This is a genomic window from Streptomyces sp. NPDC034111 (genome assembly GCF_055575375.1).
Window position 1 is genome coordinate 563,216 of record NZ_JBVIST010000003.1, and the last position, 24,084, is coordinate 587,299.

Here is a 24,084-nt window from a genome sequence, read left to right on the forward strand (position 1 = left end):
GGAGGTGGGGGTGACGCGGGCGGGCCGTGAGGGCGTGGACGCGCGGGGCGGCGGGCCGGCTCCGGGGACGCGCCCGACCGTCGCCACCATCGGCCCGCGACCGCTGCCGCGACGACCATGGCCTGCATAAAGTGGCGATGACAGGGCACGCACGCACCATCCACCACAGCAGGAGGCCGGCGACATGAGCGACGCGAATCCCCAGCCGCAGAGGCCCGAGGCGGTCGAGCACGCGCACGACCCGGAGGTACTCCAGCTCGCGGCGAAGGTCTTCGACCTGGCGCGGCACGGCGACACCGATACCGTCGCCGCGTACGTGGACGCGGGCGTACCCGCCAACCTGACGAACGACAAGGGCGACTCGCTCGTGATGCTGGCCGCCTACCACGGCCACCCGGCCACCGTGGAGGCCCTGTTGCAGCGCGGTGCCGACCCGGACCGCACCAATGACCGCGGTCAGACGCCGCTGGCCGGCGCGGTCTTCAAGGGCGAGGACGAGGTCGTCAAGGCCCTGGTCGCCCATGGCGCGGACCCGTCGGCGGGCACCCCGTCGGCGATCGAGACGGCCCGGATGTTCCAGAAGGCGGACCTGCTGAAGCTCTTCGGGGCGGAGTGACGCGGTGACACGGAGCCGCTGAGGCCCTTCCGGGCGGGAGGGGCGCCGCACCGGTGCCCCTCGCGGCGATTGACCTCAAGTTCGCTTGAGGTCCTAGCGTCGAGTCCCGACGGCGACACCGCCGCCGACTCCCCGCTACGCCACGCCACGAAGGGCCCCGCATGTCCCAGCACCCCTACCGCCTCGCAGTGATCGTCGCCAGCACCCGGGAGGGCCGGTTCGCGCCCGTCATCGCGAACTGGTTCACCCGGCACACCGCCGGTCACCCCCAGATCGACGTGGACGTCATCGACCTGGACACCCTCCGCCCGTACACACTCCGCCACGGCAGCGAGGAGTACGAGACCTTCGCCAAGCGCGTCGACGAGGCGGACGCCTTCGTCGTGATCACCCCGGAGTACAACCACTCCTTCCCGGCCCCGCTCAAGCACGCCATCGACCTGCTGCACCGCCAGTGGCAGGCCAAGCCGGTCGGCTTCGTCTCGTACGGCGGGATCTCCGGAGGCCTCCGCGCCGTCGAACAACTGCGCCTGGTCTTCGCCGAGTTGCACGCGACGACCGTGCGCGAGACGGTGAGCTTCGCCATGGCCGGCAACCTCTTCGACGACGCGGGCCACCTGCACGATCCGGCCCCCGCAACCCAGGCCGCCGACACCCTGCTGCACCAGCTGACCTGGTGGGCCGTGGCACTCCGCGACGCCAGGGCGCTCCGGCCGTACGGGGGGTAGCCGCACGGGGGGGCGGAGGAGGCGCGGCGGGCAGGAGGGCGGAGCCTGCGGGCTCCGCCGCCCGAGGCGGTGCGGCTCGTCCGTGGCGCCTACGCTCCGCCCTCCGCCGCCCCTACGCCCTCCGGACCGATCGCGCGGTCGACGAGCGCCGAGATCAGCCCGTCGGTCTCCTCGGCCGGCACCACGCCCGGCAGCGTCAGCTGCTCCAGCATCAGCCCGGTCATCGCGAGGTAGATCAGCACCACCGCCGTACGGTCACCGGGCAGCCCGCCCTCCAGGTGGAAGCGGATGTCGTCGTCGAGCGTCGCCCGGATGGCCCGGGTCAGCTCCGCACGCAGTTCGGGCCGCCGGGTGGCCTCCAGGCGCAGCTCCAGCATCGCCAGATAGCCGGTGCGGTTCTCGGTCACCCGGCGGTTGATCCAGCCCATCAGCTCGGCGACCAGCGCCCGGCTCGGCGGCGCCGCCATCACCGCGGTGACCTCGTCCGGATCGGGCGCGATGCGCTGGTGGATCTGCCCGGTGACCTGGGCCAGCAGAGCGTCCCTGCTGGCGAAGTAGTTGGAGGCGGTGCCCTTGGGCACGCCTGCGGCCGTATCGACCGCCCGGAAGGTCAGTCCGCGCGCGCCGTCCCGCGCCAGTACCTCGATCGCGGCATCCACCAGCGCCGTCCGCCGCTCAGGGTTACGCACCATGCCGTCGCCCACCTCGCTCCATCTCGCCCACGCTCCCTCCGTACGAGCCCTGCCCGGAAAGCCGCCTGGCAGCCTCGCAGCCTCTCCGTACTTTCCGTAAAGGGGCTTACTTTCCGTAAAAGGCTTGCAACCACTACATCCAAAGTACTACAACTGGAGTTGTTGCCGCGGCCGGACCCGCCTGCCGCGAACGGAGAGGATCACCATGCGCTTCACCAAGCTCGGCACCGCCCTGCTCACCGACGACGTCGCCGCCAGCACCCGCTTCTACGTCGACCACTTCGGCTTCCAGGCGCTTGTGGAACTGGACTGGTACGCCAGCCTCCAGCACCCCCAACACCCCGAATACCACCTGGACTTCACCCAGCGCGGCCATGAGGCCATGCCCGAGGACTTCCGCACCCAGGAGACCGGCGGCGTACTCCTCGGCTTCCTCGTGGAGGACGCCAAGGCGGAGGAGGCCGCACTGCGCGCCAAGGGCATAACGATCGCCGCACCCGTCCGCGACGAGCCCTGGGGCCAGCGCCGTTTCAACGTCTGGGCCCCTGAGGGCACCCTGATCGAGGTCCTCCAGAACATCGACCCCGACCCGGAATGGCTCGCCGCCCAGGGACTGTGAGGGACGGTAGCGACGGAGCGGACACAGCGACTGGGCGGACGGCAGCGAGCGAGCGGACTCAGTGACTGAGCGGACGGCAGCGACTGGGCGGACCGCAGCGATGGGGTAGACAACAGCCGAACGGTCCGCGGCTGCCCAATACTTGATCCGCGAGGGGATCCCGGGGTGGGGACGACGCGAGGGGGAAGTGGACCATGAGCGCACGCAAGGGCCCGTACACATGCGGGCTGGACGCCGCGGTGGACGTCATCGACGGCAAATGGAAGGTGCTGCTGCTGTGGGCGCTGGCGCAGCGTCCCCAGCGGTTCGGGGAACTGCGCCGCGGGCTGCCGAAGATCACCGAAAAGGTGCTGACCCAGCAGCTGCGCGAACTGGAGGCCGACGGCATCGTCCACCGCGAGGTCTTCCCCGAAGTACCGCCGAGGGTCGAGTACTCGCTCACCGCGGCCGGCACCTCGCTGAACGAGGCGCTGGCTCCCCTGGGCGACTGGGGTCGCGCCCACATGGCACACCTGGAGGCCACGTACCCCCAGCGCCATCCGGCCTGAGCGGGGCGGTCCAGGGGGTGTCCTTCGGACCGGGCGCGGCGCGCAGCGCTACCCCCGGTCCCCCCGCCGCACGGCCGTGGCGATATGCACCGTCATCGCACACGGAATCCGCCCGTCCGGCAGGGCGGACGCCGCCGACTCGGCCTCGAAGCGGGCCCGTAGCTCCGCCGTGACCGCAGGATCGAGCGGTCCGAACTCGTAGTGACCACCGAGGGTCGCCCAGACCTGCTCCGGCGGTCCGGTCAGATCGATCCGTACGGTCTCCCACGCCACGGGCCCGAACCCCGCCGGGCCGAAGACCGCATCGAACCCCTCGCGGGTCCGCAGCCGCCGGTCCCCGAGCGTCGGAATCCGCTGCTCCGCAGGCGCCGCCCTGAGCAGCGGCCCTGACAGCCGCAGAAACCTCTCGTACGCCTCCCCGCCGGCCGCGCCGCCGCCCAGGACGACCGCCAGCGTGCCGCCCGGTGCCAGCACCCGCGCCACCTCGGCCGCCACCCGCTCCGCGTCGTTCATCAGCATCAGCGCCATATGTGACACACATCCGTCGAACTGCGCTGCTTGGAAGGGGAGTTGCTGCGCGCGCCCGGCACACAGCCCCGCCGTGCCGAGCCCCGGCCGACGGCGCGCCAGCGCCAGCTCCTCACCGGTCAGATCCAGCCCGACAAGCACCCGGCCGGACTCACCTCGCAGGTCCGCGGCTCCGCCCTGGCCGCACACCGCCTCACCCCGCGGATCCGCGGCCTCACCCCGCCGGCCCGCGACCTCACCCCGCGGGCCCGTGGCCTCACCCCGTGGGCCCATGACCTCAGCCCGTTGGCCCGCGGCCTCGTCCTGGCGGCCCGCCGCCGCGACTCGCGGGCTCGTGGCCTCGTCCCGGCGGCGCGCGGCGAGCAGCTCCAGCAACAGCCCGTCGCCACAGCCGAGATCCAGCACCCGCGCGCACTCCGCCACCCGGTCCCGCAGGATCTCGTAACTCGACCGGCCGTCCGCGGCCCGGCCGTGCGCCATCGCCCGCACCGTCACCGCCGGATGCGCCGCGTGAAAGGCCCGCAGAAACGCTTCCTGATCCGTCGCCATCCGCCGATCGTAGGAGCCCCGGCGCACCCTACGGGCGCGTTCCAGCCGCTCACTCCCGGCAGGCCACTCACTCCTCGACCGGCCGCTCCTGGAGGGCCCAGCCGTTCCCGTCCGGATCGCTGAAGTAGACGAACGAGTTCCATGCCCCGCCGGGCCCCTCAGCCATCGCACCGTCCTCGACATGCTGTACGGGCCCGGCCGCCACTCCCCGTTCAACCAACTGCGCACGAGCCGCGGCGATATCGGACACCGCCAGTTGCAGACCCTGCACCGAGCCGGGCGGCACCGCCGTCACACCGTCCCCCGCTCCGATCACGATCGAGCAGCCCGAACCCGGCGGCGTCAGCTGCACGATGCGCACCTCGTCACCGACGCACATGTCGTGATCGACGGCAAAGCCCAGCTGCTCGCTGTAGAAACGCTTCGCCCGCTCCACATCCGACACCGGAACCGGCACCAGTTCGAGCTTCCAGTCCATGGCGCGCCGCCCTTCCGTACGGACGAGGGCCCTGCACGGCCACCGTCGAAACCGGCCTTGTCGCGCTGCACAAACCTGCCGCAGCAACCTGCTGCACAAGCCTGCCGCCAAGACTTGCCGCAGGCCTTGCTGCAAAGACCTGCCGCAAAAGTTGGCTGCGCTGCAAAGTCTAGGGAGCGGGCGGGGGATGCGCGCCCCGTTGACGGAGTGAGCACTCACTCCATACCGTGGGGTGATGACGCCACAGCCCGCCCCACCCCGTCGTCGCGCCCCCGGCATGAGCGTCGAGCAGCGCCGGGCCATGATCGTGGCGGCCGCCCTGCCGCTCGTGGCGGAGTACGGCGCGGCCGTCACCACCAGCCAGATCGCCCGCGCCGCCGGCATCGGGGAAGCCACGATCTTCCGCGCCTTCAAGGACAAGGACGAGGTCCTGGACGCCTGCGTAGCGGAGGCGACCGGCACGGACCACGTCCTGCGCGAACTGGCCTCGCTCCCCCTGGACCAACCGCTCACCACCCGGCTCAGGGAGGCCGCCGAAGCCCTGCGCGCCCATATGGAACGGATGGGCACCGTCATCGGCGCCCTCCAGGCCTCCGGTCACCGTCGCGGCCGCCCGCCCGGGACCGGGCCTCAGAGCGCCGGCGAAGGCCCGCCGCCGGACGCCCGGGCGCAGTCCGTCACCGCCCTGCGCAACGCCCTCGTCGAACTGATCGAACCGGACCGTACCGCCTTCCGCCTGCCCGCCGAGAAGGTTGCCTCCGCCTTCCTGGGCCTCCTCTTCACCCGCCTCCAGTCACCACTCCCGGAGTCCGAGTCCCCCCTCACCCCCGAAGAACTCATCGACCTCCTCCTCCACGGCACCCTCCTCCCCACCCCGACAACGCCTGAGGGCACCACCCCTTGACCACCACCCACCCCGACAACGCCTGAGAGCGGCACCCCTTGACCACCACCTAGCCTGAGACCGCCTGAGGCTGCCGCCCTCAAACGCCACCAGTGGGGGCTGGATGACCGCGCGGCCCAACCCCGCGCCTGAGCCCGCCAGATGGCCATGCTTCCCCGACCACCGGCCTAGAGACCCCGACCCTGACGGCTCGGGCGCCGCCTTCCCCCTGACCCCCTCAGATGAACGCTCTACTTCGGCCAACAGCAGGGAGCCCTGACGAGTGCTCTCGCTCAACCACCGTCCTCGGCCCGCCAGATGAACGGTCCCTGAACAGCGGCGCCCAGGACCGCCTGAAGTCGATACCTGCCTCGACCACCAAGCGGGGCCCCTGACAGCCGCGCGCACCGCTACACCACCGGCCGCGTCCCGGCCCCCGCAACCACCCACCCTCGCATACGAGTTCGCCATGCCACGACGCCCGACGACCACCCAGGAGCGCCTGATGCCCATATCCCTCAACCACACCATCGTCCCGGCCGCCGACCACCGCGCAGCCGCCCACTTCTTCGCCTCCGTCATGGGCCTCCCGGAACTCCCACCGGCCGGCCGCCACGGCCACTTCGCCCCGGTCCGGGTGAACGAGTCACTCACCCTCGACTTCATGACCCTGCCGGACGCCGAGGGCCACCACCTCGCCTTCGACGTCGACCACGAGACCTTCGACGCAATCCTCGCCCGCCTCCAGGCGGCCGGCATCCCCTACGGCAACGACCCCGCCACCCCCGACAACGGCCGCATCGATCACCCCCTGTGCCCCCGCGGCCTGTTCTTCCGCGACGCCTCCGACAATCTGTACGAGCTCATGTCCTCCGCGTAGCCGCCACTCACTTTCCCGCGCTCACCCCCACCCTTTCTCGCGCTCACCACTCACCGTCGGCCGCTCACCGCCGACCGCTCACCGACCACCGCTCCGGGTCTCTCCCCCGGGCCCCGCCCCTCCCCTCCCACCCCCACGCACCTCTCGCCCCACCCCTCCTCGCACCCCTGGCGCCGATACCTGGCGCCCGCTCCCCGTCGCCCGCTCCCCATCACGGGTGCGTCCCGGCTCGCCCCGACGTCCCGACCGCACCCGCCGCGTAGCCGCCGCCACACCGCCCTGCCCGCCCCCGGCCGTCGCCGAGCCCCGCAGTCGACGTGCCCGCGCACCCCGCCTACGCAGCCGCCGCCCCACCGCTGCTGCTGCCGGACTACCGCCCGGCCGCACTGCCGCCACACCGCCCCCAGCGCTCCCGACGGCAGCCCTCGGCCTCCCCTCTCAGCGACCGCCGTCCGCGACCACGGTTCTCAGCCGTCGACGAAGGTCATGCTCACCTCGTCGTAGCGCGTGCCAGCTATCTGGGCGGCGGGGGCCGCGGCGTCTATCGCAGCGAGTTCGTCGGCGGACAGTTCGATGGCCAGCGCGCCGAGGTTCTCCTCCAGGTACTTCTGTCGGCGGGTGCCAGGGATCGGCACCACGTCGTCGCCGCGGTGCTGCACCCAGGCCAGGGCGAGCTGGCCGGCGCTGACGCCCTTATCGGCGGCGAGTTCGTTCAGCTTCTCGACGATGGCCAGGTTCTGCTCAAGGTTGCCGTCGGCGAAGCGAGGCTGGGTCCGGCGCAGGTCGGACTCCGGCAGGCCCTTCACCGACGTGTACCGCCCCGTCAGGAAGCCTCGCCCGAGGGGCGAGAACGGCACCAGGCCGATGCCGAGTTCACGGCACACCGGCGCGATCTCCTGCTCCAGGTCGCGGGTCCACAGCGACCATTCGCTCTGGAGCGCGGCGATCGGATGCACCGCATGCGCCCGTCGCAGCGTCGCTACGCCCGCCTCGGACAGTCCGAGGTGTCGCACCTTGCCGGCCGCGACAAGTTCCGCCATCGCGCCGACGGTCTCCTCGATCGGCACCTCGGGGTCGACACGGTGCTGGTAGTAGAGATCGATGTGGTCGACCCCGAGCCGGCGCAGCGATGCGTCACATGCCTGCCGTACGTAGGCGGCGTCGCCCCGGATCGCGGTCGGCTCACCGAGTCGGTTGGCGAACCCGAACTTCGTCGCCAGCACCACCTCGTCCCGCCGGCCGGATATCGCCCGGCCGATCAGTTCCTCGTTGTGCCCCGCACCGTAGAAATCGGAGGTGTCCAGCAGGCTGACGCCGAGGTCGAGTGCGCGGTGGATGGTGGCGATCGACTGCGCGTCGTCCGATGCGCCATAGCCGTGGCTCATCCCCATGCAGCCGAGCCCCTGCGCGGAAACCACCAGTTCACCGAGCTTGCGTGAAGGAATGTTCGTCGTCATGCTGCTGCTACCTCCTGGACCGGGTCCGTCCCGGAATTCCGTTCTGGACGGTATGAGTTGGAGTGCACTCCAAGTCAACACGCAGCCGGTGGCGGTCCAATGGGGCCGGTCGTGGTCCCGCCGTGCTCCCTCAGACGGCGTCGCCCGCTATGGCCCGCAGAGCCTGGCAGTGGGCGGCGAAGGCGGCTCGGCCGTCGGCCGTCAGGGCCAGCCAGGTACGCGGACGCTTGCCGACATAGCCCTTGGTGACGGCGACGTAGCCGGCCTTCTCCAACGTGGCGACCTGCCGCGACAGGACCGAATCGCTCACCTCGACGGCGTCGCGGACGAAGGCGAACTCGGCCTTTTCGGCGGCGGCCAGTGTCGCCACGATGGAGAAGCGCACCGGTGCGTGAATCACCTCGTCGAGCCCGTGGCGCGGGTGGGTTCCCTGGTTGGGGTCGGTCACCGCCGGGCCTCCATATAGCCGCCTATCAGCCCGGGCAGAGCCACCACCAATGCGCCGGGCACCCACCACGTCACCGCACCATGGAACCAGATCGTGCCGGGCAGCAGCACCGCTCCGTAGAGCAACGCCCAGGCGAGGATCATGCCTATGTGCCGTCGGCCGTAGCCTCGTCGGGCGACGCTCTGGCGAGCCGAATACACCGTCAGCCCGGCGATGGTGGCACACCAGAAGGCGATGCCGATCGCCACCCCGTACGGGTGCTCCAACAGCCCGACGGCCAGCACTAGGACCGCGGCCGCGCAGCCGTAGATGACCTGATGGCGGACGTACCACTTCGCGCCGTCCCGCACCGTCGAACTCAGCTCCTGCGCACGGGCCAGTGCGGCCGCCGCGTCTGCGGCTGTAGGTGCGGCTGCGGGTCCATGCTCCGCCATATCAGTTCCCCCTGACTGCTCTTCGGGCCTTCGACCCTCGGCCCTTCTCCCCGTGCCGGTTCTTCTCCGGCCCCTCGCCGGTCTGGTCCGGCTCGATGTATTCATCGTGACAAGTACTTTCCAATCTGACAAGTACTTTCCAGCCATAGCTGTTCGATGGTGGCTGACGCGCACGCCCTCGCTCGCCGGGATCGGCACCGCGGCGCAGGCGGGAGCACAGCACGGGGAGAGGCTTGGCCCAGTGCTGAGCGGCAAGTTCGCAGGGGTACCCGTCCTCGCCGTCCTCGCCGTCCCCGCCGTCCCCGCCGTCCCCGCTGAGGTCTTACCGCGTGAACGCCAACTCCCCTTTCAGTGCGGCCTTCGTCCGCCTCACCGAGCCGCATGCCGCCTGGGACGTCGAGCAGTTGGAAGCCTTCAACACCTTTCTGCGGGCGCCGCGGCAGCCCGCACCACGGGCGCCAGGTGCACAGACCAGCCCGCCGGACCGCCCAGGTGCACCGACCCACCCGGCCGACGCGCCCCGCCCACCCGGCGCAACCGCCGTCTGTGCGCAGCGCCCCAGGTCAGGTACTGTTGCCCGCTCCAGCAGTGGACCGACCGAGGAGGTGAGACCGATACCCCGCCAGACCAGGCAGGCGCTCCCGTCTCACGCCCGTGCGGTCCCTCCGGTTCGGATGGCCGTCCGACACACGTGACCCGGGAAGCGCCCTCGGCGTCCCGAAAGGCTCACATGTCGTCACAGTCGTCACACCAGAAGCCGTCAGCTCAGATGTCTTCACCTCACCTGTCGTCCCTCCCGTCGCTTCTCCCAGCTCCTCCCTCCGCGCCGCCCCTCCCCCATCCGGACATCGCCGCCAGGCTGCGCGCCGCCGGCTGTGTCTTCGCCGAGGACGAGGCGGAGCTGCTGCTCTCCACGGCACGTACGCCGGACGAACTCGCCGCCATGGTGGAGCAGCGCGTCATCGGCCTTCCCCTTGAACACGTCCTCGGCTGGGCGGAGTTCCACGGTTTGCGGGTCGCCGTCGACCCGGGCGTCTTCGTACCGCGCCGCCGGACCGAGTTCCTTGTGGGCCAGGCCGTCGGCCTGGGCCTCCAGGCCACCGCCCCCGGCCACGGCCGCGGGCCACACAACGCCGACCGCTCCCGGCGGCCCACGGTCGTCGTCGACCTGTGCTGCGGCTCCGGAGCGGTGGGCACCGCATTGGCCGCCTCCCTGGGGCGGGTTGAGCTGTACGCGGCCGACATCGAGCCCGCGGCGGTGCGCTGTGCCCGCCGTAACGTCGCCCCCATGGGAGGCGAGGTCTACGAAGGCGACCTCTTCGACCCGCTGCCCACCGGGCTCCGCGGCCGTATCGACATCCTGGTGGCCAACGTCCCCTACGTACCGACCGAAGAGGTCGGGCTGCTGCCCCCGGAGGCGCGCGAGTACGAGCCGCTGGTGGCCCTTGACGGCGGTGCGGACGGGCTCGATGTGCTGCGGCGGGTGACCGCGGCCGCGCCGCAGTGGCTGGCGCCGGGCGGTCATCTGCTGGTCGAGACGAGCGAACGGCAGGCGCCGCGGGCCGTAGAGGAGTTCGCCCGGATGGGCCTGCATCCCCAGGTTGCCTCCTCCGACGAGCTGTACGCGACGGTCATCATCGGGACCCGTCCCCGTGAGGAGCAGCAGACCATGGAGCAGCAGTCCGAAGAGCCGCAGGACGAGGAGCGGCAGACCGAGGAACAGCAGGCCGGCGAGCAGCAGACCGACGAGCGACCAGAGCGGTAACGGGGAGGGCCCCGGCCCAAAAACCCGCGAGCCACCGAGCCCACGAGCCACCGAGCCCCAGAACCCCCACAGGCCACCGAGCCCGTAAAACCCGTTGGGGGCTCACCCCCACCCCGGTCTACCGTGACGTCATGGCTTCGATGAGCTACGAGCGCCACTGTGCCGAGATCGTCGCGCAGACCACCGAGTTGACCTCCTGCCTCGCGGGCACCGGTCTGACGGCACCCGTGCCCACCTGTCCCGGATGGAACCTCGCCCAGTTGCTGCGTCACCTGGGCGGGGCGCATCGGTGGGTGGAGACGATCGTCCGGACCCGGGCGACGGAGCCCGTCTCCGACGAGCAGGTCAACCACTTCTCCGACCGTACGGACAAGGACCCCGCCGCGCTCGGCGCCTGGCTCATGAAGGGCGCCGAGCAACTGGCGGACACCCTGCGGACGGCCGGTCCCGAGGCCGAGGTGTGGACCGTGGCGCCCGGTGGGACACCGGTCTTCTGGGCCCGCCGTATGGCACACGAAACGGTCGTCCACCGCGCCGATGTGACCTTCACGGTCGCCGCCGCTTCCGCACCCTGGGCAACCGGACCCGCCGGCGTGCCGTCGCCCGGCCGGACGGGGGCCGTCGACGGACCGGACTTCACCGTCGACGAGGACGTGGCCATCGACGCCCTCGACGAGTGGATGAGCTTCGGCTCGCTGCCGCAGGTCTTCGAGACCAAGCCCGGGCTGCGCACGGCGATGTCGGGCGGCCGCACCCTGCACTTCCACGCCACCGACACCACGCCCGGCAGTGCCGCGGACTGGCTGGTCGGCCTCGACGGCGACCGCCTCACCTGGCGGCGCGCGCACGCCCCGGCCACCGTCGCCGTCCGTGGCCCGCTGGCCGAACTGCTGCTGCTGATCTACGGCCGGCGCGCCACCACCAGCAGCCGCCTCGAAGTCCTCGGCGACACCTCGCTCCTCGACACCTGGCTCGACGGCCTCAGCTTCTGGCTCAAGGAATGAGCCCCACGGCTTCTGGCCGAAAGAGTCAGCCCCGCGGCTTCTGGCCCAAGGAGTAAGCCCCGCGGCTTCGGGCCGAAGGAGTCGGCCCCGCGGCTTCGGGCCCAGGAGCGAGCCCGCGGCTTCTGGTGAAGAGCCCCGCGCCGGGCGGCCAGTCACCCGTGGGCAGTCACCCGCGCGCAGCCCACCCCGGCACCGTCGGCAGCACCTTCTCGGCGACCCGGAGCAGCACCGCGTCGTCCGGCACCCCGCCGTCCGTGCGCCACAGGGCCAACTCGAAGGAGCCGCCGCTGTCCTTTGCGTCCTGGGCCACGCTGAGGACGCGTGCCGGGACGCCGGGACCGCTGTTGGTGTCGCTCCCGTCGAGGCGGAAACTGATGCTGATGGTGCGGTCCGAGTAGAGGACCGCCGGGCGGTCCAGAACCTTCTGCTGCCGTGCGCCGTCCCCCAGAAGTGCGGCGGACCCGGCCACCGGAAGACGGTCGTAGGTGGCGGACAGCGTCGCGGTGTAGGTCTCGAACTCGACCTGGGCAGACGGAGTGGCGATCTCCTTGCCGCCGGCGAGTTTGACGGAGCTGCCGCTGCCACCGGCGGTCTTCGCGATCTCCCCCGGTGTGCCCAGCAGTTCAGCGAGGTCGGAGCGGTGCAGCGCCTTGCACAGTTGCGCCCCGGAGACGTGCCGGGACGCCTTGTCGGCCTCCCCGCCCGAGCATGTGGCGGGCGTCGGGGAACTGTCCGAGGCCGACGACGTCTTCCCGAACGTCCACAGGCCGAGACAGAGTGCCGCCACCAGCGCCACGGCCGCGACGGCCTGCCCCCACGCGCCCGCTGCCTTCGCAGGCGCGCCGATATTGTCTGCCATGTCCCCCGCCTGCCCTGATCCCCCGATACGTGCCCGCGGACCTTAACCCGGGATCATCAGGCGGACAAGCAAATTGGCCGTGCTCGCGGTGCCCACCCTGGTCGGTGCGCAAACCCTGCCCGCCTGCGGGCCATGGCGGCGATGATGTCGCCATGGACTTCTCGACAGGGTTCACGAGGTTGTTGGGGGTGCGGCATCCGATTGCGCTGGCGCCGATGGGCGGGTCGGCCGGCGGTGCGCTGGCGGCGGCTGTCGCTCGCGGTGGCGGGCTCGGGGTGGTGGGCGTCGGAGGCGGGGAACGGCCGTTGCTGGAGCGCGAGTTGCCGATCGTCGCCGCGGGCACCGACCAGCCGTGGGGTGTTGGTTTCCAGACGTGGGCGATCGAGGCCGGGGCGGTTGAGCGTGCGCTCGAATTCGGCCCCAGGGCGGTGATGTTGTCGTTCGGTGATCCGAGCCCGTTCGTGGACGTCATCCGCCGGGCGGGGGCAACCCTGATCCTTCAGGTGACCGATCTGGAGGAGGCCCGGCAGGCCGTCGATCTGGGCGCCGACGTCATCGTGGCGCAGGGCACCGAAGCGGGTGGTCATGGTGCCCGGCGCGGGCGGTCCACATTGCCGTTCGTTCCCGTCGTGGTGGATCTCGCGGCGCCGGTGCCGGTCCTGGCGGCCGGGGGGATCGCCGAGGGGCGCGGCCTCGCCGCTGCCCTGGCCCTGGGCGCGGCCGGGGCGTTGATCGGCACCCGCTTCCAGGCCACCACCGAGGCTCTGGTCGGTCCCGCGGTCACCGAGGCCCTTGTCGAAGGGCGTGGTCAGGACACCGAACGCAGCAGCGTGCTGGACCTCGTCCGCGGCTCTCGATGGCCGTCGTCGCACTACACCGCTCGTACCCTCGGCCATCCCCATCTCGACCGGTGGCGCGGCCGGGAAGCGGACCTGGCCGGCGACGCTCAGGCCAGACAGGACTACGAGAGCGACGTGGCGCGGGGCGTCATCCCTCCCCTGCCGGTCTGGGCCGGGGAGGCCGTCGACCTCATCACCGACGTACCCTCAGCAGCCGACCTGGTCACGACCCTGGCCACCCAGGCCGCGGACGCTCTGGCCCGCGCCGGGAGGCCTGACCCCTAGGGCGCCTCCCCCCCGGGTGTTCCGCGGCGTCCTGATGTCCTTGACGCAACGCGGCGTCCTAACGTGGCGGGTCATGAACATCCTGATCGTAGGCGGCAGTGGCTTCCTGGGCCGCGAGTTGGCTCAGCAGGCATCGGCAGCCGGGCACGCCGTGACGGCGACCTTCGCGACCCGCGCCGGCGACATCCCGGGGGCCCACTGGCTGCCCATGGACCTACGTCGCGGCGAGGAGATCACACCGGCACTCAGGGAGGCCCAGCCGGACGTGGTCATCAACGCGGCGTACCGCAAGGCCGACTGGGCAACCACGGCCGACGGCGCGATCCGTTTGGCGATGGCCGCCACTCGGCACGGATCCCGGCTGGTGCAGGTGTCCAGTGACGCCGTCTTCTCCGGCGCCGACGTCCGCTACGACGAATCGGCCACGCCGGATCCGATCACCCCCTACGGGGCCGCGAAGGCCGCGGCCGAAACGGGGATCCGCCTGTGCGCCCCGGACGCCGTCATCGCTCGCACCTCGCTGATCATCGGCGAGGGTGGCTCCGTGCACGAGGCGTTCATCCACGATCTGGCCGCCGGGCGACGAAAGGGCGTGCTGTTCACCGATGTCATCCGGTGCCCCGTTCATGTCACCGACCTCGCCCGGGCCCTTCTTGAGCTGACCACCTCCGGTCACACAGGCGTGTGCCACCTTGCGGGACCGGATGCGGTGAGCCGTCATCAGCTCGGCGCCCTGATCGCCGGCCGCGACGCCTTGGACGTCTCCCTGCTGACCGCCGGCCGCCGCGCCGATACCGGCTACCCGGGGGCACTGGACGTCCGCTTGGACAGCGCCCGGACGCAACGCACCTTGCGTACCGACCTGCGCGGCGCCCGCGAATTCCTGCGTCGCGAGCGCTGATCCGTACCTCTCTCGGCATGGCGCGGTCCAGCGGTTTGGCGTTCAGCTCGCCGCGGAGGAGGCCCTCGCATTCCCCGCAGTGAGCCCAGCGGGGAGCATGAAGCATGCGACCGGATGACTGGCAACTCACCGAAGACGTCGACGACTTCCTCGCCCGAGCCGGACACTTCCTGCGCTCACGGCCCGCCCTGCACAACACGCCACTGACGGTGATCGAGAGACTGCGAACGCTCGGGGCGGACGCATACGGCGCCGGAGCCACCGTATTCGGCCGACTGGAGCTGGAGGGCGAGGTCCGCGCCATCTTTTACCGCCTCCCGTCCCGCGGCCTGAGCCTCACCCCCCTCACCTCCGAGCAAGCCGACACCCTCGCCGACCGCCTGTCCGCCCTCGGGCACTCCCTTCCCTACGTCAGCGCGGACCGCAGCACCGCCACTGCTTTCGCCGAGGCATGGCAGCGGCACACAGGCGCAGCGCCGACACTCGGCAAGCGGATCCGTCTGTACCGTCTCGGCACGCTCACCCCACCGGAGCCGTTCCCAGAGGGCCGGGGGCGCGTCGCGGGCGAGCAGGACCATGAGCAAGTCGTCTGCTGGTGCGGCGAGTTCTGCGCCGCCGTCGGAGAAGTCCCCTCCGTGGACGCCGGCTCCTGGGCCGGCTCGCGCTTCGCCGACAGACACTTCACGTTCTGGGAGACCCCGGACGGCACTCCCGTCTCCATGGCGGCCGTGACCTCGATGGTCGCCGGCATGGTCCGGGTGGACCCTGTCTACACCCCGGCTCACCTCCGGGGGCGTGGCTACGCGGGCGCCGTGACGGTCGAGGTGAGCAGGGCCGCGCTGGCCGCGGGCGCGACGGACGTCGTGCTCTTCGCGGACCCCGCCAACCCCACCAGCAACGCCCTCTACCAACGCATCGGATATGTCCCGGTCACCGACTGGGCCGTGTACGACTTCGCGTATGCCGAACCGGCAGCCGGCCAGGAAGGCGACAGGCAGGCTGACCGTGCCATCAGATGACGTCGCCCGCCGAGACCCCCACCACTTTTGCTAGCGCTTGCTTGCAATAGTTAGCACGAGGGGGCACCATCAAGGCATGGCATCACTCAACGTCGGCAATCTCGGCGCGTTTCTGCGGGAGCAGCGGCGCACGGCGCAGCTGAGTCTGCGGCAGCTGGCGGATGCCGCCGGGGTGTCCAATCCGTATCTCAGCCAGATCGAGCGCGGCTTGCGCAAGCCGAGCGCGGAGATCTTGCAGCAGCTCGCCAAGGCGCTGCGGATATCCGCCGAGACGCTGTACGTCCAGGCCGGGATTCTGGACGAGCGGCAGGGGCTGGACGGGGTCGAGGTGCAGACCGCGATACTCACCGACCCGGCGCTGAACGAGCGACAAAAGCAGGTCCTGCTGCAGATCTACGAGTCCTTCCGCAAGGAGAACGGGCTGGTCAGCGGCGAGGACAACGCTGCGAGCGGGCATGAGGACGAGCGCGACACGGCGTCCCACGAGCACGGCACGGACCCCCGTGAGACAGAGGCCGACGGCGGCCCGCACGCCACCTGAGCAACCGATTCGTTTCCAGGAGGAACAACGCCATGGCCATCAACACCGATGACCTCCGTAAGGCCCTGACCGACGCGACCCCGCTGTATGCGCTGGCCGGCACGGTCGACCTGGCCGCCGAGAAGCTGGGCGAGGTACCGCAGATCGTCGAGAAGATCCGGACCGAGGCGCCCAAGCGCTTCGAGTCCGTGCGCAGCACCGACCCCAAGGACGTCCAGGCGCTGGTCACCAAGCAGGCCAAGGACGCCCAGGACAAGCTGTCCGAGCTGCTGGAATCGCTCGACGGCGACTTCAAGAAGTTCCGCGACCAGGCGCAGGAGCTGGCGCTCCAGGGCGTGGGCCGGGTCGCCGAGACCGCGGTGCGGGCCCGTGAGGGCTACGAGGAGCTGGCCGAGCGTGGCCGGGGCGCGGTGGCGACCTGGCGCGGCGAGGTCGCGGAGCGTGCCGAGGACGTCGCGGTGGCGATCGAGCCGGAGCCGGCCCCGAAGCCGGCGCCGAGGCCCGCGGCCAAGAGCGGTACGAAGACCGAGTCCGCCAACGGGGCCCGGACGACGCAGGCCAAGGCCGGCTCGTCGACGCAGACCAAGCCGGCGTCCACGGCGAAGAAGCCGGTCGCCCAGCGCAAGCCGGCGCCGGCGAAGAAGAGCACCCCGCCGTCCGCGAAGTGAGCCGTCTCACAGTTCACTGAGGACGCGGATTCACCGGGCGGGCCGGGCACACTTGACGTGCCCGGCCCGTTGTCCGGGTACGGTGACCGCACGGCCGGCAGACGGCCGTGGCAGAACGAGGCGACACAAGACGACACGACTGGCGAACGGGCGGTGGATGGCGTGCTGATTTACGGGTTCCAGAGCCTTCTGGACTGGGCGCAGCTCGCCCTGGGCATCTACGCCGCCGTGATGCTGATCGATGCGGCGGTGCGCCGTGAGGACGCCTACCGTGCCGCGAGCAAGCAGACCAAGGGCATGTGGCTGATCTTCCTCGCCCTTGCCACGGCGCTGCTCTTCATCCTTCCGATCATGTCGTTCCTGCCGGTCATCGGCGTGATCGCGGTGATCGTCTACACCGTCGACGTGCGGCCGGCGCTGCGCACGGTCACCGGCGGCGGGCGCGGCCCGCGGCGCGGTGGCTCCAGCTCGGACGGGCCGTACGGGCCCTACAACGGCGGGCGCTGAGCAGCGGTAGGCGAGACCCCTGGGGCAGCGGCACGGCGGCGTGCGGCTGCCCCTTCTTTTTTCCGCTGTCAGCGGCGGTCCAGGAGTCTTTCCGCCGTCAGCGGCGGTCCAGGAGTTATTCCGGCGTCAGCCTCGGTCGAGCAGGACGACGGCCACGTCGTCGGTCAGCTCGCCGCCGTTGAGGTGGCGCACCTCCCGGACGGCGGCGTCCAGCAGTTCCTCGCCGTGCAGACCGGCCTCCATCTGGCGGGCGACCAGCTCGGTCATGCCCTCCTGGCCGAGGCGCTGGTTGCCCTTGCCCATCCGGCCCTCTATCAGGCCGTCGGTGTACATCATCAGGCTCCAGGCGGCGCCCAGTTCGACCTGCCGGCGCGGCCAGCGGGCCTGCGGCAGCAGGCCGAGCGCCGGGCCGCCGAATTCGTACGGCAGCAGCCGCGGGGGCTCGCCGGCGCGGGCCAGCAGGGGCGCGGGGTGGCCGGCCAGGGAGAGGCCGGCGCGGTGGCCGTCGGCGGAGATGTCGACGGTGCACAGCGTCGCGAAGATCTCGTCGTCGGAGCGCTCGTGCTCCAGCACCTTCTGGAGGGTGGCGAGCAGCTCGTCGCCGCACAGTCCGGCGAAGGTCAGCGCGCGCCAGGCGATGCGCAGCTCGACGCCGAGGGCAGCCTCGTCGGGGCCGTGGCCGCAGACGTCACCGATCATCGCGTGGACGGTGCCGTCGGGGGTGCGCACGGTGTCGTAGAAGTCGCCGCCGAGCAGCGCACGGCTGCGGCCGGGGCGGTAGCAGGCGGCGAAGCGCAGGTCGGAGCCGTCGAGCAGGGGCGTGGGCAGCAGGCCGCGCTCCAGACGGGCGTTCTCCTGGGCGAGCATCCGCGACTCGGTGAGCTGGCGCTGTGCGAGGTCGGCGCGTTTGCGTTCGACGGCGTAGCGCACGGCGCGGCTGAGGATCGCGCCGTCCAGCTCGTCGCGGAAGAGGTAGTCCTGGGCGCCGACGCGTACCGCGTTCGCGGCGCGCTCGGCGTCCGTCTCGTAGGTGAGGACGAGGACGGCGTGCGAGGGCGCCAACCGCAGGACGTCGTGGAGCATGCCCAGCTCGTCGTCGGGGGTGCCCGGCCCGTCGCTGTCGCGGCCGGCGCACTCCGCCGGGGGCAGATCGAGCAGGATGCAGTGCACGTCGTCGGTGAGCAGCCGCTCGGCCTCGGTGAGGTTGCGGGCGGTGCGCAGACGCACCTTGCGGCCCGCCCAGTCCCACATCTCGGGGACATGACTGTTGGGGTCCTCGCCGATGAGGAGCAGGGTCAGGCCCTGGTGGACCGGCACGTGGTCGGCCGAAACTCGCTGTTCGCCGATGAGCGGCTGATCGGTGCTCTGGAGGCCCTGGAGCATCACGTGAGCGGTCTCCGATCCGGTGCCGGCCTCCGGGGCGCGCCGGCTCCGGTCCGTCGCATCCCCCGCGCCCGGCATGCCGGCGACCGGAGCGGTATCCGCGCAGGCGTCGTCCGCCGGTCCTGCCTGGTGCGGCAGCACGACCGTCCGCTGGTGCGGTACGGGTACGGGCATCGGTCTGATTCCTTCCCTCCCCCCGAGGGGCGCGATGGGCGCCGACCGGCGCGCCACCATGCCCGGTTCCACACCGCCCGTCGGTCATTCGAACGGGGGCACTCCAGGCACTGACAGGCGACCATAGCGTCAGTCCGGAGGGGGAGGGAATGGCCGAAGGCAATCGGCCAATGTCATATGCCCTGGCCGATAAGCCTTTTGACCTGGGCCGGGCGGAATGCGGAATGACGAACATCACCCTGCTTGGGTGCATTCAGCTACGCCACGACAACCCTCGGATAGCAAACAATCCGGTCATTTATCGCCCGGAGTGAGCTGCGTCATCGTGGCGGGCGTCACCATCGGGGCGGACCACACCGAGGATCGGCATGGAGCCGGCGCCGGTGATCGTGACCTGCCGGCCGGGCCGCGGGGCATGCACGATCGCACCGTCACCGAGATACATCCCGACATGGCTGGCATCGGAGAAATAAATGATCAGATCGCCCGGCCGCATGTCCTTGAGGGCGACGCGCGGCAGCTGCCGCCACTGCTCCTGCGAGGTCCGCGGAATCGTCCGGCCGCCGTGCTGCCAGGCCCGCAGCGTCAGCCCGGAGCAGTCGAAGGTGTCCGGCCCCTCGGCGCCCCACACGTAATCCTTGCCGATCTGCGCGGTGGCGTACGAAATCGCCTTCTTGCCCAGGGCCGATGCTTTGTTGCTGATGGCTTTGAGGATGCCGGAATCGAGCCACTTCTGCTGCTGCCGGAAGGCCTGCTCGTCCTCCAGCTTCAGCAGCCGGGCCTTTTCCTTGGCGGCCAGCCGGGATTCCAGCTGCTTTGCCGCCTCGATCTTTTTCTTGATGTCCCGCTGGGCGCTTTCCTTCTTCTTACGGTTCGCCTCCAGCCGCTCCCAGCGGTCCGTCGCGGAATCCGAATAGTTCTCCAAGTCCCCCTGGAGATTCGCAAGTTGGCTGATCACGCGCTTCGCGGCGAGCTGCCCCTTACGGGCCAGCGTGGCATTGTCGAGAAAGCCCTCGGGATCGGCATTGAGCATCAGCTTCGCCTCCGCCGGCACTCCGCCGCCCCGGTACTGGGCGCTGGCCAGCGCGCCGGCCTGCCGCTTGAGGGCGGCCAGCTTGCGCTGGGTGGAGTCGATACTGCGGGCCAGCCTGACGATCTCCTTCTGCTGGAGCTCGACCTGCTCCTTCGCCGCATTGTAGGCCTCGGTCGCCTGCTCGGCCTTGCGGTAAAGGGCCTCGATCTTCCGTCGTACGTCGTCGAGGTGCTGGGCGTCGGGGTCGGAGGCGGAGCCGCCGCCCGGGGCGGGGTCCGCGCCGGATCCGGGCTTGGGGTCGTCGGCGTACGCGGCGCCCGCCGAGGTGCCCAGCAGGCCCATGACACAGAGGACGACGGCGGTGCACGCCACCAGGCGGCGGCCCAGACCATCCCGGTCGTCCCGGACACCGCGCCCGCCCCACAAGCCCCGCCCGCCTCGCAAGCCCTGCCCGTCCCGCATGCCCCACCCACCCCGTATGCCGTGTCCGCCCTGCCGTCCCGGTGGCTCCGCCACGCCCCGAACGCCCTGCCCTGCCCCCTGGCGCCCCACCAGCCACCTCCGGTCGTTCCGCACGGTTACCACGTGTTTCTGTATGTTCCTCCGGCGCGGATGCTGCCATACCGGCTGGTAATTCAACAGGGCGACGGGCTGTTTAGTACGGGCGGGCGAACACTTCTTCCCCCGCACCCATCCGATGGCCGAGGTTCACCCGGCGTTCACTCTCCTCCATCGGCCGCTTCACTTGATCTGCCTAATTTCAGCCGTACCGAGTGCGCGCCATGCCCTTGTGGCAGGCGCGCCACGGCTAGGACTTGCCTGGCCGGCACACCGCACCCCACGGCGGTCACCACCACACAAATCACCACTCAGCACGCCGATGATGCGGCGCGCCCCAGGAAGGAATTCCCGACAGTGAAGCTTCAGCGCAAGAACCGGGTTCGCGCCCTCGCCGTTGGCGCTCTCGCCGTCTCCGGTGCCCTGGCCCTGACGGCGTGCGGCTCCGACGACACCACCGGCGCAGACGGTGGCGGCGGCTCCGCCAAGACCTCGAACATCAAGTGTGAGGGCAAGGGCAAGCTGCTCGCGTCCGGCTCGTCCGCGCAGAAGAACGCCATGGACGTCTGGGTGCAGAACTACTCGGGCGCCTGCAAGGACACCGAGATCAACTACCAGCCCACGGGCTCCGGCGCCGGCGTCACCACCTTCCTCCAGGGGCAGACCGCCTTCGCGGGCTCCGACTCGGCCCTCAAGCCCGACGAGGTCACCAAGTCGAAGCAGGTCTGCAAGGGCGGCCAGGCCATCGACCTGCCGATGGTCGGCGGCCCGATCGCGGTCGGCTACAACGTCCCCGGCGTGGACAACCTCGTGCTGGACGCCCCCACCCTCGCGAAGATCTTCAACTCGGAGATCACCAAGTGGAACGACGAGGCGATCAAGAAGCTGAACCCGGACGCCAAGCTGCCGGACCTCAAGATCCAGGCGTTCCACCGCTCCGACGACTCGGGCACCACCGACAACTTCACCAAGTACCTCAAGGCCGCCGGTGGCTGGAAGCACGAGCCGGCGAAGAAGTGGGAAGGCGAAGGCGGCCAGGCTGCCTCCGGTTCGGCCGGTGTCTCCTCGCAGGTCAAGCAGACCAGCGGCGCGATCTCCTACTTCGAGCTGTCCTACGCCACCTCCAGCAAGGTCCCCACGGCCAAGCTGAACACCGGCGCGAAGGCGCCGGTCGAGGCGACGGTCGACAATGCTTCCAAGGCCATCTCCGAGGCCAAGCAGGTCGGCAAGGGGAATGACCTGGCCCTGAAGCTCAACTACACCACCAAGGCCGAGGGCGCGTACCCGATCACCCTGGTGACGTACGAGATCGCCTGCGACAAGGGCAACAAGGCCGAGACCCTGCCCGCCACCAAGTCCTTCCTGACCTACATCTCCAGCCAGGACGGCCAGGCCGCGCTGAAGGACCTGGGCTACGCCCCGCTGCCGACCGAGATCGCCGACAAGGTCCGCGCGACCGTCAAGACGCTCTCCTGACCTACCCCGGGCGGCGGCCCCGACCGTCGCCGTACGGCCTGAGGGGCCCCTTCACCAGGGCCCCTTTCGGGCCGCCGCCCGTCCGGTGCACCGCCGCGCCAGGAGCTTCCACCGGCTCCGCAGACCGGAGAATTCATGACTCACGACTCCTCGATAACCGACCAGCCGCCCGTGCCACGGGGTGACTCCCCCGTCTCCGGCAAGGCGGTCCGCCCCGGTGACCGGATCTTCCTCGGGCTCTCCCGGGGCTCCGGTATCGCCCTCCTGGTGATCATGGCCGCGATCGCGGTCTTTCTCACCTACCGGTCCGTGCTCGCCATCTCCGGCGACAAGGCCAACTTCTTCACCACCCTCGACTGGAACGCCACCGGCCTGGAGCCGAAGTTCGGCATCGCGGTGCTCGCGTTCGGCACGCTGGTCAGCTCCGTGATCGCCATGGTGATCGCGGTCCCGGTCGCGGTCGGTATCGCCCTGTTCATCTCGCACTACGCGCCGCGCAGGCTGGCCTCGCCGCTGGGCTACGTCATCGACCTGCTCGCCGCGGTGCCCAGCATCATCTACGGCCTGTGGGGCGCGCTCTTCCTCGTCCCGCACCTGACCGGCCTGTACAGCTGGCTGAACGACTACCTCGGCTGGACCGGGATCTTCAGCTACTCCCAGGGCGCCCCCCGCTCGCTGTTCACCGTCGGCATCCTGCTCGCGATCATGATCCTGCCGATCGTGACCAGCGTCAGCCGTGAGGTCTTCCTCCAGGTGCCGAAGATGCACGAGGAGGCCGCGCTCGCGCTCGGCGCCACCCGCTGGGAAGTCATCCGGATGTCGGTGCTCCCCTTCGGCCGCTCCGGAATCATCAGCGCCTCCATGCTGGGCCTGGGCCGCGCGCTCGGCGAGACCATGGCCGTCGCCACGGTCCTCTCGCCCAGCTTCCTCATCAACACCAGCCTGCTGGACCCGGGCGGCGGCACCTTCGCCCAGAACATCGCCAGCAAGTTCAGCGAGGCCGACCAGTTCGGCCAGGACGCCCTGATCGCCTCCGGCCTCGTCCTCTTCGTGATCACGCTGCTCGTCAACGGCGCGGCCCGCCTGATCATCGCCCGTCGCAAGGAGTACTCGGGAGCCGCCGCATGAGCGCCGTGACTGACCACCGCCCGCTCACCGACGGCGGCACCCCGCTCCCGGTCACCCTCAAGCACCCCAGGCTGCCCCGCTGGGCCGCCCCGGCCCTCGCGCTGGTCGCGGCCGGCGCCGGCTGCGGCATCGGGCTGGGCGCCGGCCTGGACAGCACGGTCCAGTGGGGTCTGATCGCCGCGGTGCTCTTCATCCTCGGCACGTTCGCGCTGGCCGCGGGCGTCGAGGGCCTCCGGCAGGCCAAGGACCGGCTGGCCACCAGCCTGGTCTGGGTCGCCTTCCTGCTCGCCGTCGTACCGCTCGCGTCCCTGCTGTGGGAGACCGTCGCCCGGGGCAGCAAGGTCCTGAACGGCTACTTCCTGTCGCACTCGATGGGCACCCTCCCGGACGCGATGCCCGGCGGCGGTATCTACCACGCGATCATCGGCACCCTGGAGCAGGTCGGCCTGGCCACCGTGATCGCCGCGCCGATCGGGCTGCTCACCGCGATCTACCTCGTCGAGTACGGCCGCGGCCGGCTCGCCAAGGCCGTCACCTTCTTCGTCGACGTGATGACCGGTATCCCCTCGATCGTGGCCGGCCTGTTCATCCTGTCCGTGTGGATCCTGATCCTCGGCTTCGGCCCGTCCGGCTTCGCCGGCGCCATGGCCCTGGCGATCCTGATGATGCCGGTCGTGGTCCGCTCCACCGAGGAGATGCTCAAGCTCGTCCCCAACGAGCTGCGCGAGGCCTCGCTGGCCCTGGGCGTCCCCAAGTGGCGCACCATCCTCAAGGTCGTCCTGCCGACGTCGATCGGCGGGATCACCACCGGCGTGATGCTCGCCATCGCCCGTATCACCGGTGAGACGGCGCCCGTGCTGCTCCTGGTGTGGGGCGCGAAGACGATCAACAACAACCCCTTCGAAGACGCCCAGCAGTCGCTTCCGCTCTATGTGTTCCAGCAGTGGCAGCAGGGTTCCGAGGCCTCCTACGACCGCGCCTGGGCCGCGGCACTGGTCCTCATCGCCTTCGTCATGATCCTCAACCTGGTGGCCCGCGGCATCGCCCGCTGGAAGGCCCCCAAGACCGGCCGCTGACCGACCGG

The 24,084-nt window shown here is 70.7% G+C and carries 26 protein-coding genes; 17 read left to right on the forward strand and 9 right to left on the reverse strand.

Features of this window, described 5'->3' with window-relative positions; genetic code table 11:
- Positions 1-184 precede the first annotated feature (184 nt).
- Entirely contained in the window at positions 185-616 is a 432-nt protein-coding gene (locus tag ACZ55A_RS11915) for an ankyrin repeat domain-containing protein (protein WP_468837788.1), read from the forward strand.
- 161 nt (positions 617-777) lie between these two features.
- On the forward strand, positions 778-1,344 hold the full coding sequence (locus tag ACZ55A_RS11920) for an NADPH-dependent FMN reductase (RefSeq protein WP_468837790.1): 567 nt from the start codon (positions 778-780) through the stop codon (positions 1,342-1,344).
- Positions 1,345-1,433: 89 nt separating this feature from the next.
- Here the strand turns inward: ACZ55A_RS11920 and ACZ55A_RS11925 are convergent, their stop codons facing one another.
- Positions 1,434-2,036, reverse strand: coding sequence for a TetR/AcrR family transcriptional regulator (locus ACZ55A_RS11925; RefSeq protein ID WP_468837793.1), 603 nt, complete (start codon positions 2,034-2,036; stop codon positions 1,434-1,436).
- 205 nt (positions 2,037-2,241) lie between these two features.
- Here ACZ55A_RS11925 and ACZ55A_RS11930 point away from each other — a divergent pair, with 205 nt between their 5' ends.
- Together ACZ55A_RS11930 and ACZ55A_RS11935 are read left to right on the forward strand one after the other, a co-directional pair.
- On the forward strand, positions 2,242-2,655 hold the full coding sequence (locus tag ACZ55A_RS11930) for a VOC family protein (protein WP_468837797.1): 414 nt from the start codon (positions 2,242-2,244) through the stop codon (positions 2,653-2,655).
- Between the two features lie 194 nt (positions 2,656-2,849).
- The gene (locus ACZ55A_RS11935; protein ID WP_468837800.1) at positions 2,850-3,203 is read left to right on the forward strand and encodes a winged helix-turn-helix transcriptional regulator; all 354 of its coding nucleotides are present in this window, start codon (positions 2,850-2,852) and stop codon (positions 3,201-3,203) included.
- Positions 3,204-3,251: 48 nt separating this feature from the next.
- Here the strand turns inward: ACZ55A_RS11935 and ACZ55A_RS11940 are convergent, their stop codons facing one another.
- The gene (locus tag ACZ55A_RS11940; RefSeq protein ID WP_468837803.1) at positions 3,252-4,280 is read right to left on the reverse strand and encodes a class I SAM-dependent methyltransferase; all 1,029 of its coding nucleotides are present in this window, start codon (positions 4,278-4,280) and stop codon (positions 3,252-3,254) included.
- A 67-nt stretch (positions 4,281-4,347) separates the two neighbouring features.
- Positions 4,348-4,758, reverse strand: coding sequence for a VOC family protein (locus ACZ55A_RS11945; protein WP_468837806.1), 411 nt, complete (start codon positions 4,756-4,758; stop codon positions 4,348-4,350).
- A gap of 301 nt (positions 4,759-5,059) precedes the next feature.
- Between ACZ55A_RS11945 and ACZ55A_RS11950 the strand changes: the two genes are divergently transcribed.
- Both ACZ55A_RS11950 and ACZ55A_RS11955 read left to right on the forward strand, forming a co-directional pair.
- A complete protein-coding gene (locus ACZ55A_RS11950) occupies positions 5,060-5,662 on the forward strand; it encodes a TetR/AcrR family transcriptional regulator (protein ID WP_468837986.1) in 603 nt (200 codons plus the stop codon).
- A 484-nt stretch (positions 5,663-6,146) separates the two neighbouring features.
- A complete protein-coding gene (locus ACZ55A_RS11955) occupies positions 6,147-6,521 on the forward strand; it encodes a VOC family protein (RefSeq protein ID WP_468837809.1) in 375 nt (124 codons plus the stop codon).
- Positions 6,522-6,988: 467 nt separating this feature from the next.
- On the opposite strand, the gene ACZ55A_RS11960 is transcribed toward ACZ55A_RS11955, so the two are convergent.
- From ACZ55A_RS11960 to ACZ55A_RS11970, 3 genes are all read right to left on the reverse strand, one after another.
- Positions 6,989-7,978, reverse strand: a complete 990-nt coding sequence (locus ACZ55A_RS11960; protein ID WP_468837811.1) for an aldo/keto reductase — start codon at positions 7,976-7,978, stop codon at positions 6,989-6,991.
- Between the two features lie 130 nt (positions 7,979-8,108).
- Positions 8,109-8,426, reverse strand: a complete 318-nt coding sequence (locus ACZ55A_RS11965) for a winged helix-turn-helix domain-containing protein (RefSeq protein WP_468837813.1) — start codon at positions 8,424-8,426, stop codon at positions 8,109-8,111.
- Positions 8,423-8,860 carry a hypothetical protein gene (locus ACZ55A_RS11970; protein WP_468837815.1) on the reverse strand — a complete coding sequence of 146 codons (438 nt, stop codon included), beginning with the start codon at positions 8,858-8,860 and terminating at the stop codon, positions 8,423-8,425. Before ACZ55A_RS11970 ends, ACZ55A_RS11965 begins: the two co-directional genes overlap by 4 nt.
- Positions 8,861-9,629: 769 nt before the next feature.
- Here ACZ55A_RS11970 and ACZ55A_RS11975 point away from each other — a divergent pair.
- On the forward strand, positions 9,630-10,625 hold the full coding sequence (locus ACZ55A_RS11975) for a putative protein N(5)-glutamine methyltransferase (RefSeq protein WP_468837817.1): 996 nt from the start codon (positions 9,630-9,632) through the stop codon (positions 10,623-10,625).
- Positions 10,626-10,756: 131 nt separating this feature from the next.
- Complete coding sequence (locus tag ACZ55A_RS11980) at positions 10,757-11,629, forward strand: maleylpyruvate isomerase N-terminal domain-containing protein (protein WP_468837819.1); 873 nt, start codon at positions 10,757-10,759, stop codon at positions 11,627-11,629.
- 166 nt (positions 11,630-11,795) lie between these two features.
- Here ACZ55A_RS11980 and ACZ55A_RS11985 read toward each other — a convergent pair whose 3' ends face one another.
- Complete coding sequence (locus ACZ55A_RS11985) at positions 11,796-12,488, reverse strand: DUF6215 domain-containing protein (protein ID WP_468837822.1); 693 nt, start codon at positions 12,486-12,488, stop codon at positions 11,796-11,798.
- A 152-nt stretch (positions 12,489-12,640) separates the two neighbouring features.
- On the opposite strand from ACZ55A_RS11985, the gene ACZ55A_RS11990 reads away from it, so the two are divergent.
- The 6 genes from ACZ55A_RS11990 to ACZ55A_RS12015 all read left to right on the forward strand — a co-directional run bounded on the left by ACZ55A_RS11990 (position 12,641) and on the right by ACZ55A_RS12015 (position 17,248).
- On the forward strand, positions 12,641-13,612 hold the full coding sequence (locus ACZ55A_RS11990; RefSeq protein WP_468837825.1) for an NAD(P)H-dependent flavin oxidoreductase: 972 nt from the start codon (positions 12,641-12,643) through the stop codon (positions 13,610-13,612).
- A gap of 73 nt (positions 13,613-13,685) precedes the next feature.
- Positions 13,686-14,513: an SDR family oxidoreductase gene (locus ACZ55A_RS11995; protein ID WP_468837828.1), complete on the forward strand. Its 828-nt coding sequence runs from the start codon at positions 13,686-13,688 to the stop codon at positions 14,511-14,513.
- A 104-nt stretch (positions 14,514-14,617) separates the two neighbouring features.
- On the forward strand, positions 14,618-15,532 hold the full coding sequence (locus ACZ55A_RS12000; RefSeq protein WP_468837831.1) for a GNAT family N-acetyltransferase: 915 nt from the start codon (positions 14,618-14,620) through the stop codon (positions 15,530-15,532).
- 76 nt (positions 15,533-15,608) lie between these two features.
- On the forward strand, positions 15,609-16,073 hold the full coding sequence (locus tag ACZ55A_RS12005; protein WP_468837834.1) for a helix-turn-helix domain-containing protein: 465 nt from the start codon (positions 15,609-15,611) through the stop codon (positions 16,071-16,073).
- Between the two features lie 32 nt (positions 16,074-16,105).
- Positions 16,106-16,741 carry a hypothetical protein gene (locus ACZ55A_RS12010; protein ID WP_468837836.1) on the forward strand — a complete coding sequence of 212 codons (636 nt, stop codon included), beginning with the start codon at positions 16,106-16,108 and terminating at the stop codon, positions 16,739-16,741.
- Positions 16,742-16,903: 162 nt separating this feature from the next.
- Entirely contained in the window at positions 16,904-17,248 is a 345-nt protein-coding gene (locus ACZ55A_RS12015; protein WP_468837839.1) for a DUF2516 family protein, read from the forward strand.
- A 126-nt stretch (positions 17,249-17,374) separates the two neighbouring features.
- On the opposite strand, the gene ACZ55A_RS12020 is transcribed toward ACZ55A_RS12015, so the two are convergent.
- Together ACZ55A_RS12020 and ACZ55A_RS12025 are read right to left on the reverse strand one after the other, a co-directional pair.
- Positions 17,375-18,805 (reverse strand): PP2C family protein-serine/threonine phosphatase, encoded by a 1,431-nt coding sequence (locus ACZ55A_RS12020; RefSeq protein WP_468837842.1) that lies wholly within the window; start codon positions 18,803-18,805, stop codon positions 17,375-17,377.
- A gap of 298 nt (positions 18,806-19,103) precedes the next feature.
- On the reverse strand, positions 19,104-20,180 hold the full coding sequence (locus tag ACZ55A_RS12025) for a C40 family peptidase (RefSeq protein WP_468837988.1): 1,077 nt from the start codon (positions 20,178-20,180) through the stop codon (positions 19,104-19,106).
- A gap of 573 nt (positions 20,181-20,753) precedes the next feature.
- Here ACZ55A_RS12025 and pstS point away from each other — a divergent pair.
- From pstS to pstA, 3 genes are all read left to right on the forward strand, one after another.
- Positions 20,754-21,872, forward strand: a complete 1,119-nt coding sequence (pstS, locus tag ACZ55A_RS12030; protein WP_468837844.1) for a phosphate ABC transporter substrate-binding protein PstS — start codon at positions 20,754-20,756, stop codon at positions 21,870-21,872.
- Positions 21,873-22,007: 135 nt separating this feature from the next.
- Positions 22,008-23,000, forward strand: coding sequence for a phosphate ABC transporter permease subunit PstC (pstC, locus tag ACZ55A_RS12035; protein WP_468837847.1), 993 nt, complete (start codon positions 22,008-22,010; stop codon positions 22,998-23,000).
- Positions 22,997-24,076, forward strand: a complete 1,080-nt coding sequence (gene pstA / locus ACZ55A_RS12040) for a phosphate ABC transporter permease PstA (RefSeq protein ID WP_468837850.1) — start codon at positions 22,997-22,999, stop codon at positions 24,074-24,076. The genes pstC and pstA overlap by 4 nt, the downstream gene beginning before the upstream one ends.
- Positions 24,077-24,084: the final 8 nt, after the last annotated feature.

Coding starts and splice junctions, on each gene's coding strand:
- ACZ55A_RS11915 (WP_468837788.1), top strand. CDS start 185: ATGAGCGACGCGAATCCCCAGCCGCAGAGGCCCGAGGCGGTCGAGCAC.
- ACZ55A_RS11920 (WP_468837790.1), top strand. CDS start 778: ATGTCCCAGCACCCCTACCGCCTCGCAGTGATCGTCGCCAGCACCCGG.
- ACZ55A_RS11925 (WP_468837793.1), bottom strand. CDS start 2,036: ATGGTGCGTAACCCTGAGCGGCGGACGGCGCTGGTGGATGCCGCGATC.
- ACZ55A_RS11930 (WP_468837797.1), top strand. CDS start 2,242: ATGCGCTTCACCAAGCTCGGCACCGCCCTGCTCACCGACGACGTCGCC.
- ACZ55A_RS11935 (WP_468837800.1), top strand. CDS start 2,850: ATGAGCGCACGCAAGGGCCCGTACACATGCGGGCTGGACGCCGCGGTG.
- ACZ55A_RS11940 (WP_468837803.1), bottom strand. CDS start 4,280: ATGGCGACGGATCAGGAAGCGTTTCTGCGGGCCTTTCACGCGGCGCAT.
- ACZ55A_RS11945 (WP_468837806.1), bottom strand. CDS start 4,758: ATGGACTGGAAGCTCGAACTGGTGCCGGTTCCGGTGTCGGATGTGGAG.
- ACZ55A_RS11950 (WP_468837986.1), top strand. CDS start 5,060: ATGATCGTGGCGGCCGCCCTGCCGCTCGTGGCGGAGTACGGCGCGGCC.
- ACZ55A_RS11955 (WP_468837809.1), top strand. CDS start 6,147: ATGCCCATATCCCTCAACCACACCATCGTCCCGGCCGCCGACCACCGC.
- ACZ55A_RS11960 (WP_468837811.1), bottom strand. CDS start 7,978: ATGACGACGAACATTCCTTCACGCAAGCTCGGTGAACTGGTGGTTTCC.
- ACZ55A_RS11970 (WP_468837815.1), bottom strand. CDS start 8,860: ATGGCGGAGCATGGACCCGCAGCCGCACCTACAGCCGCAGACGCGGCG.
- ACZ55A_RS11975 (WP_468837817.1), top strand. CDS start 9,630: ATGTCTTCACCTCACCTGTCGTCCCTCCCGTCGCTTCTCCCAGCTCCT.
- ACZ55A_RS11980 (WP_468837819.1), top strand. CDS start 10,757: ATGGCTTCGATGAGCTACGAGCGCCACTGTGCCGAGATCGTCGCGCAG.
- ACZ55A_RS11985 (WP_468837822.1), bottom strand. CDS start 12,488: ATGGCAGACAATATCGGCGCGCCTGCGAAGGCAGCGGGCGCGTGGGGG.
- ACZ55A_RS11990 (WP_468837825.1), top strand. CDS start 12,641: ATGGACTTCTCGACAGGGTTCACGAGGTTGTTGGGGGTGCGGCATCCG.
- ACZ55A_RS11995 (WP_468837828.1), top strand. CDS start 13,686: ATGAACATCCTGATCGTAGGCGGCAGTGGCTTCCTGGGCCGCGAGTTG.
- ACZ55A_RS12000 (WP_468837831.1), top strand. CDS start 14,618: ATGCGACCGGATGACTGGCAACTCACCGAAGACGTCGACGACTTCCTC.
- ACZ55A_RS12005 (WP_468837834.1), top strand. CDS start 15,609: ATGGCATCACTCAACGTCGGCAATCTCGGCGCGTTTCTGCGGGAGCAG.
- ACZ55A_RS12010 (WP_468837836.1), top strand. CDS start 16,106: ATGGCCATCAACACCGATGACCTCCGTAAGGCCCTGACCGACGCGACC.
- ACZ55A_RS12020 (WP_468837842.1), bottom strand. CDS start 18,805: ATGCCCGTACCCGTACCGCACCAGCGGACGGTCGTGCTGCCGCACCAG.
- ACZ55A_RS12025 (WP_468837988.1), bottom strand. CDS start 20,180: ATGGGCCTGCTGGGCACCTCGGCGGGCGCCGCGTACGCCGACGACCCC.
- pstC (WP_468837847.1), top strand. CDS start 22,008: ATGACTCACGACTCCTCGATAACCGACCAGCCGCCCGTGCCACGGGGT.
- pstA (WP_468837850.1), top strand. CDS start 22,997: ATGAGCGCCGTGACTGACCACCGCCCGCTCACCGACGGCGGCACCCCG.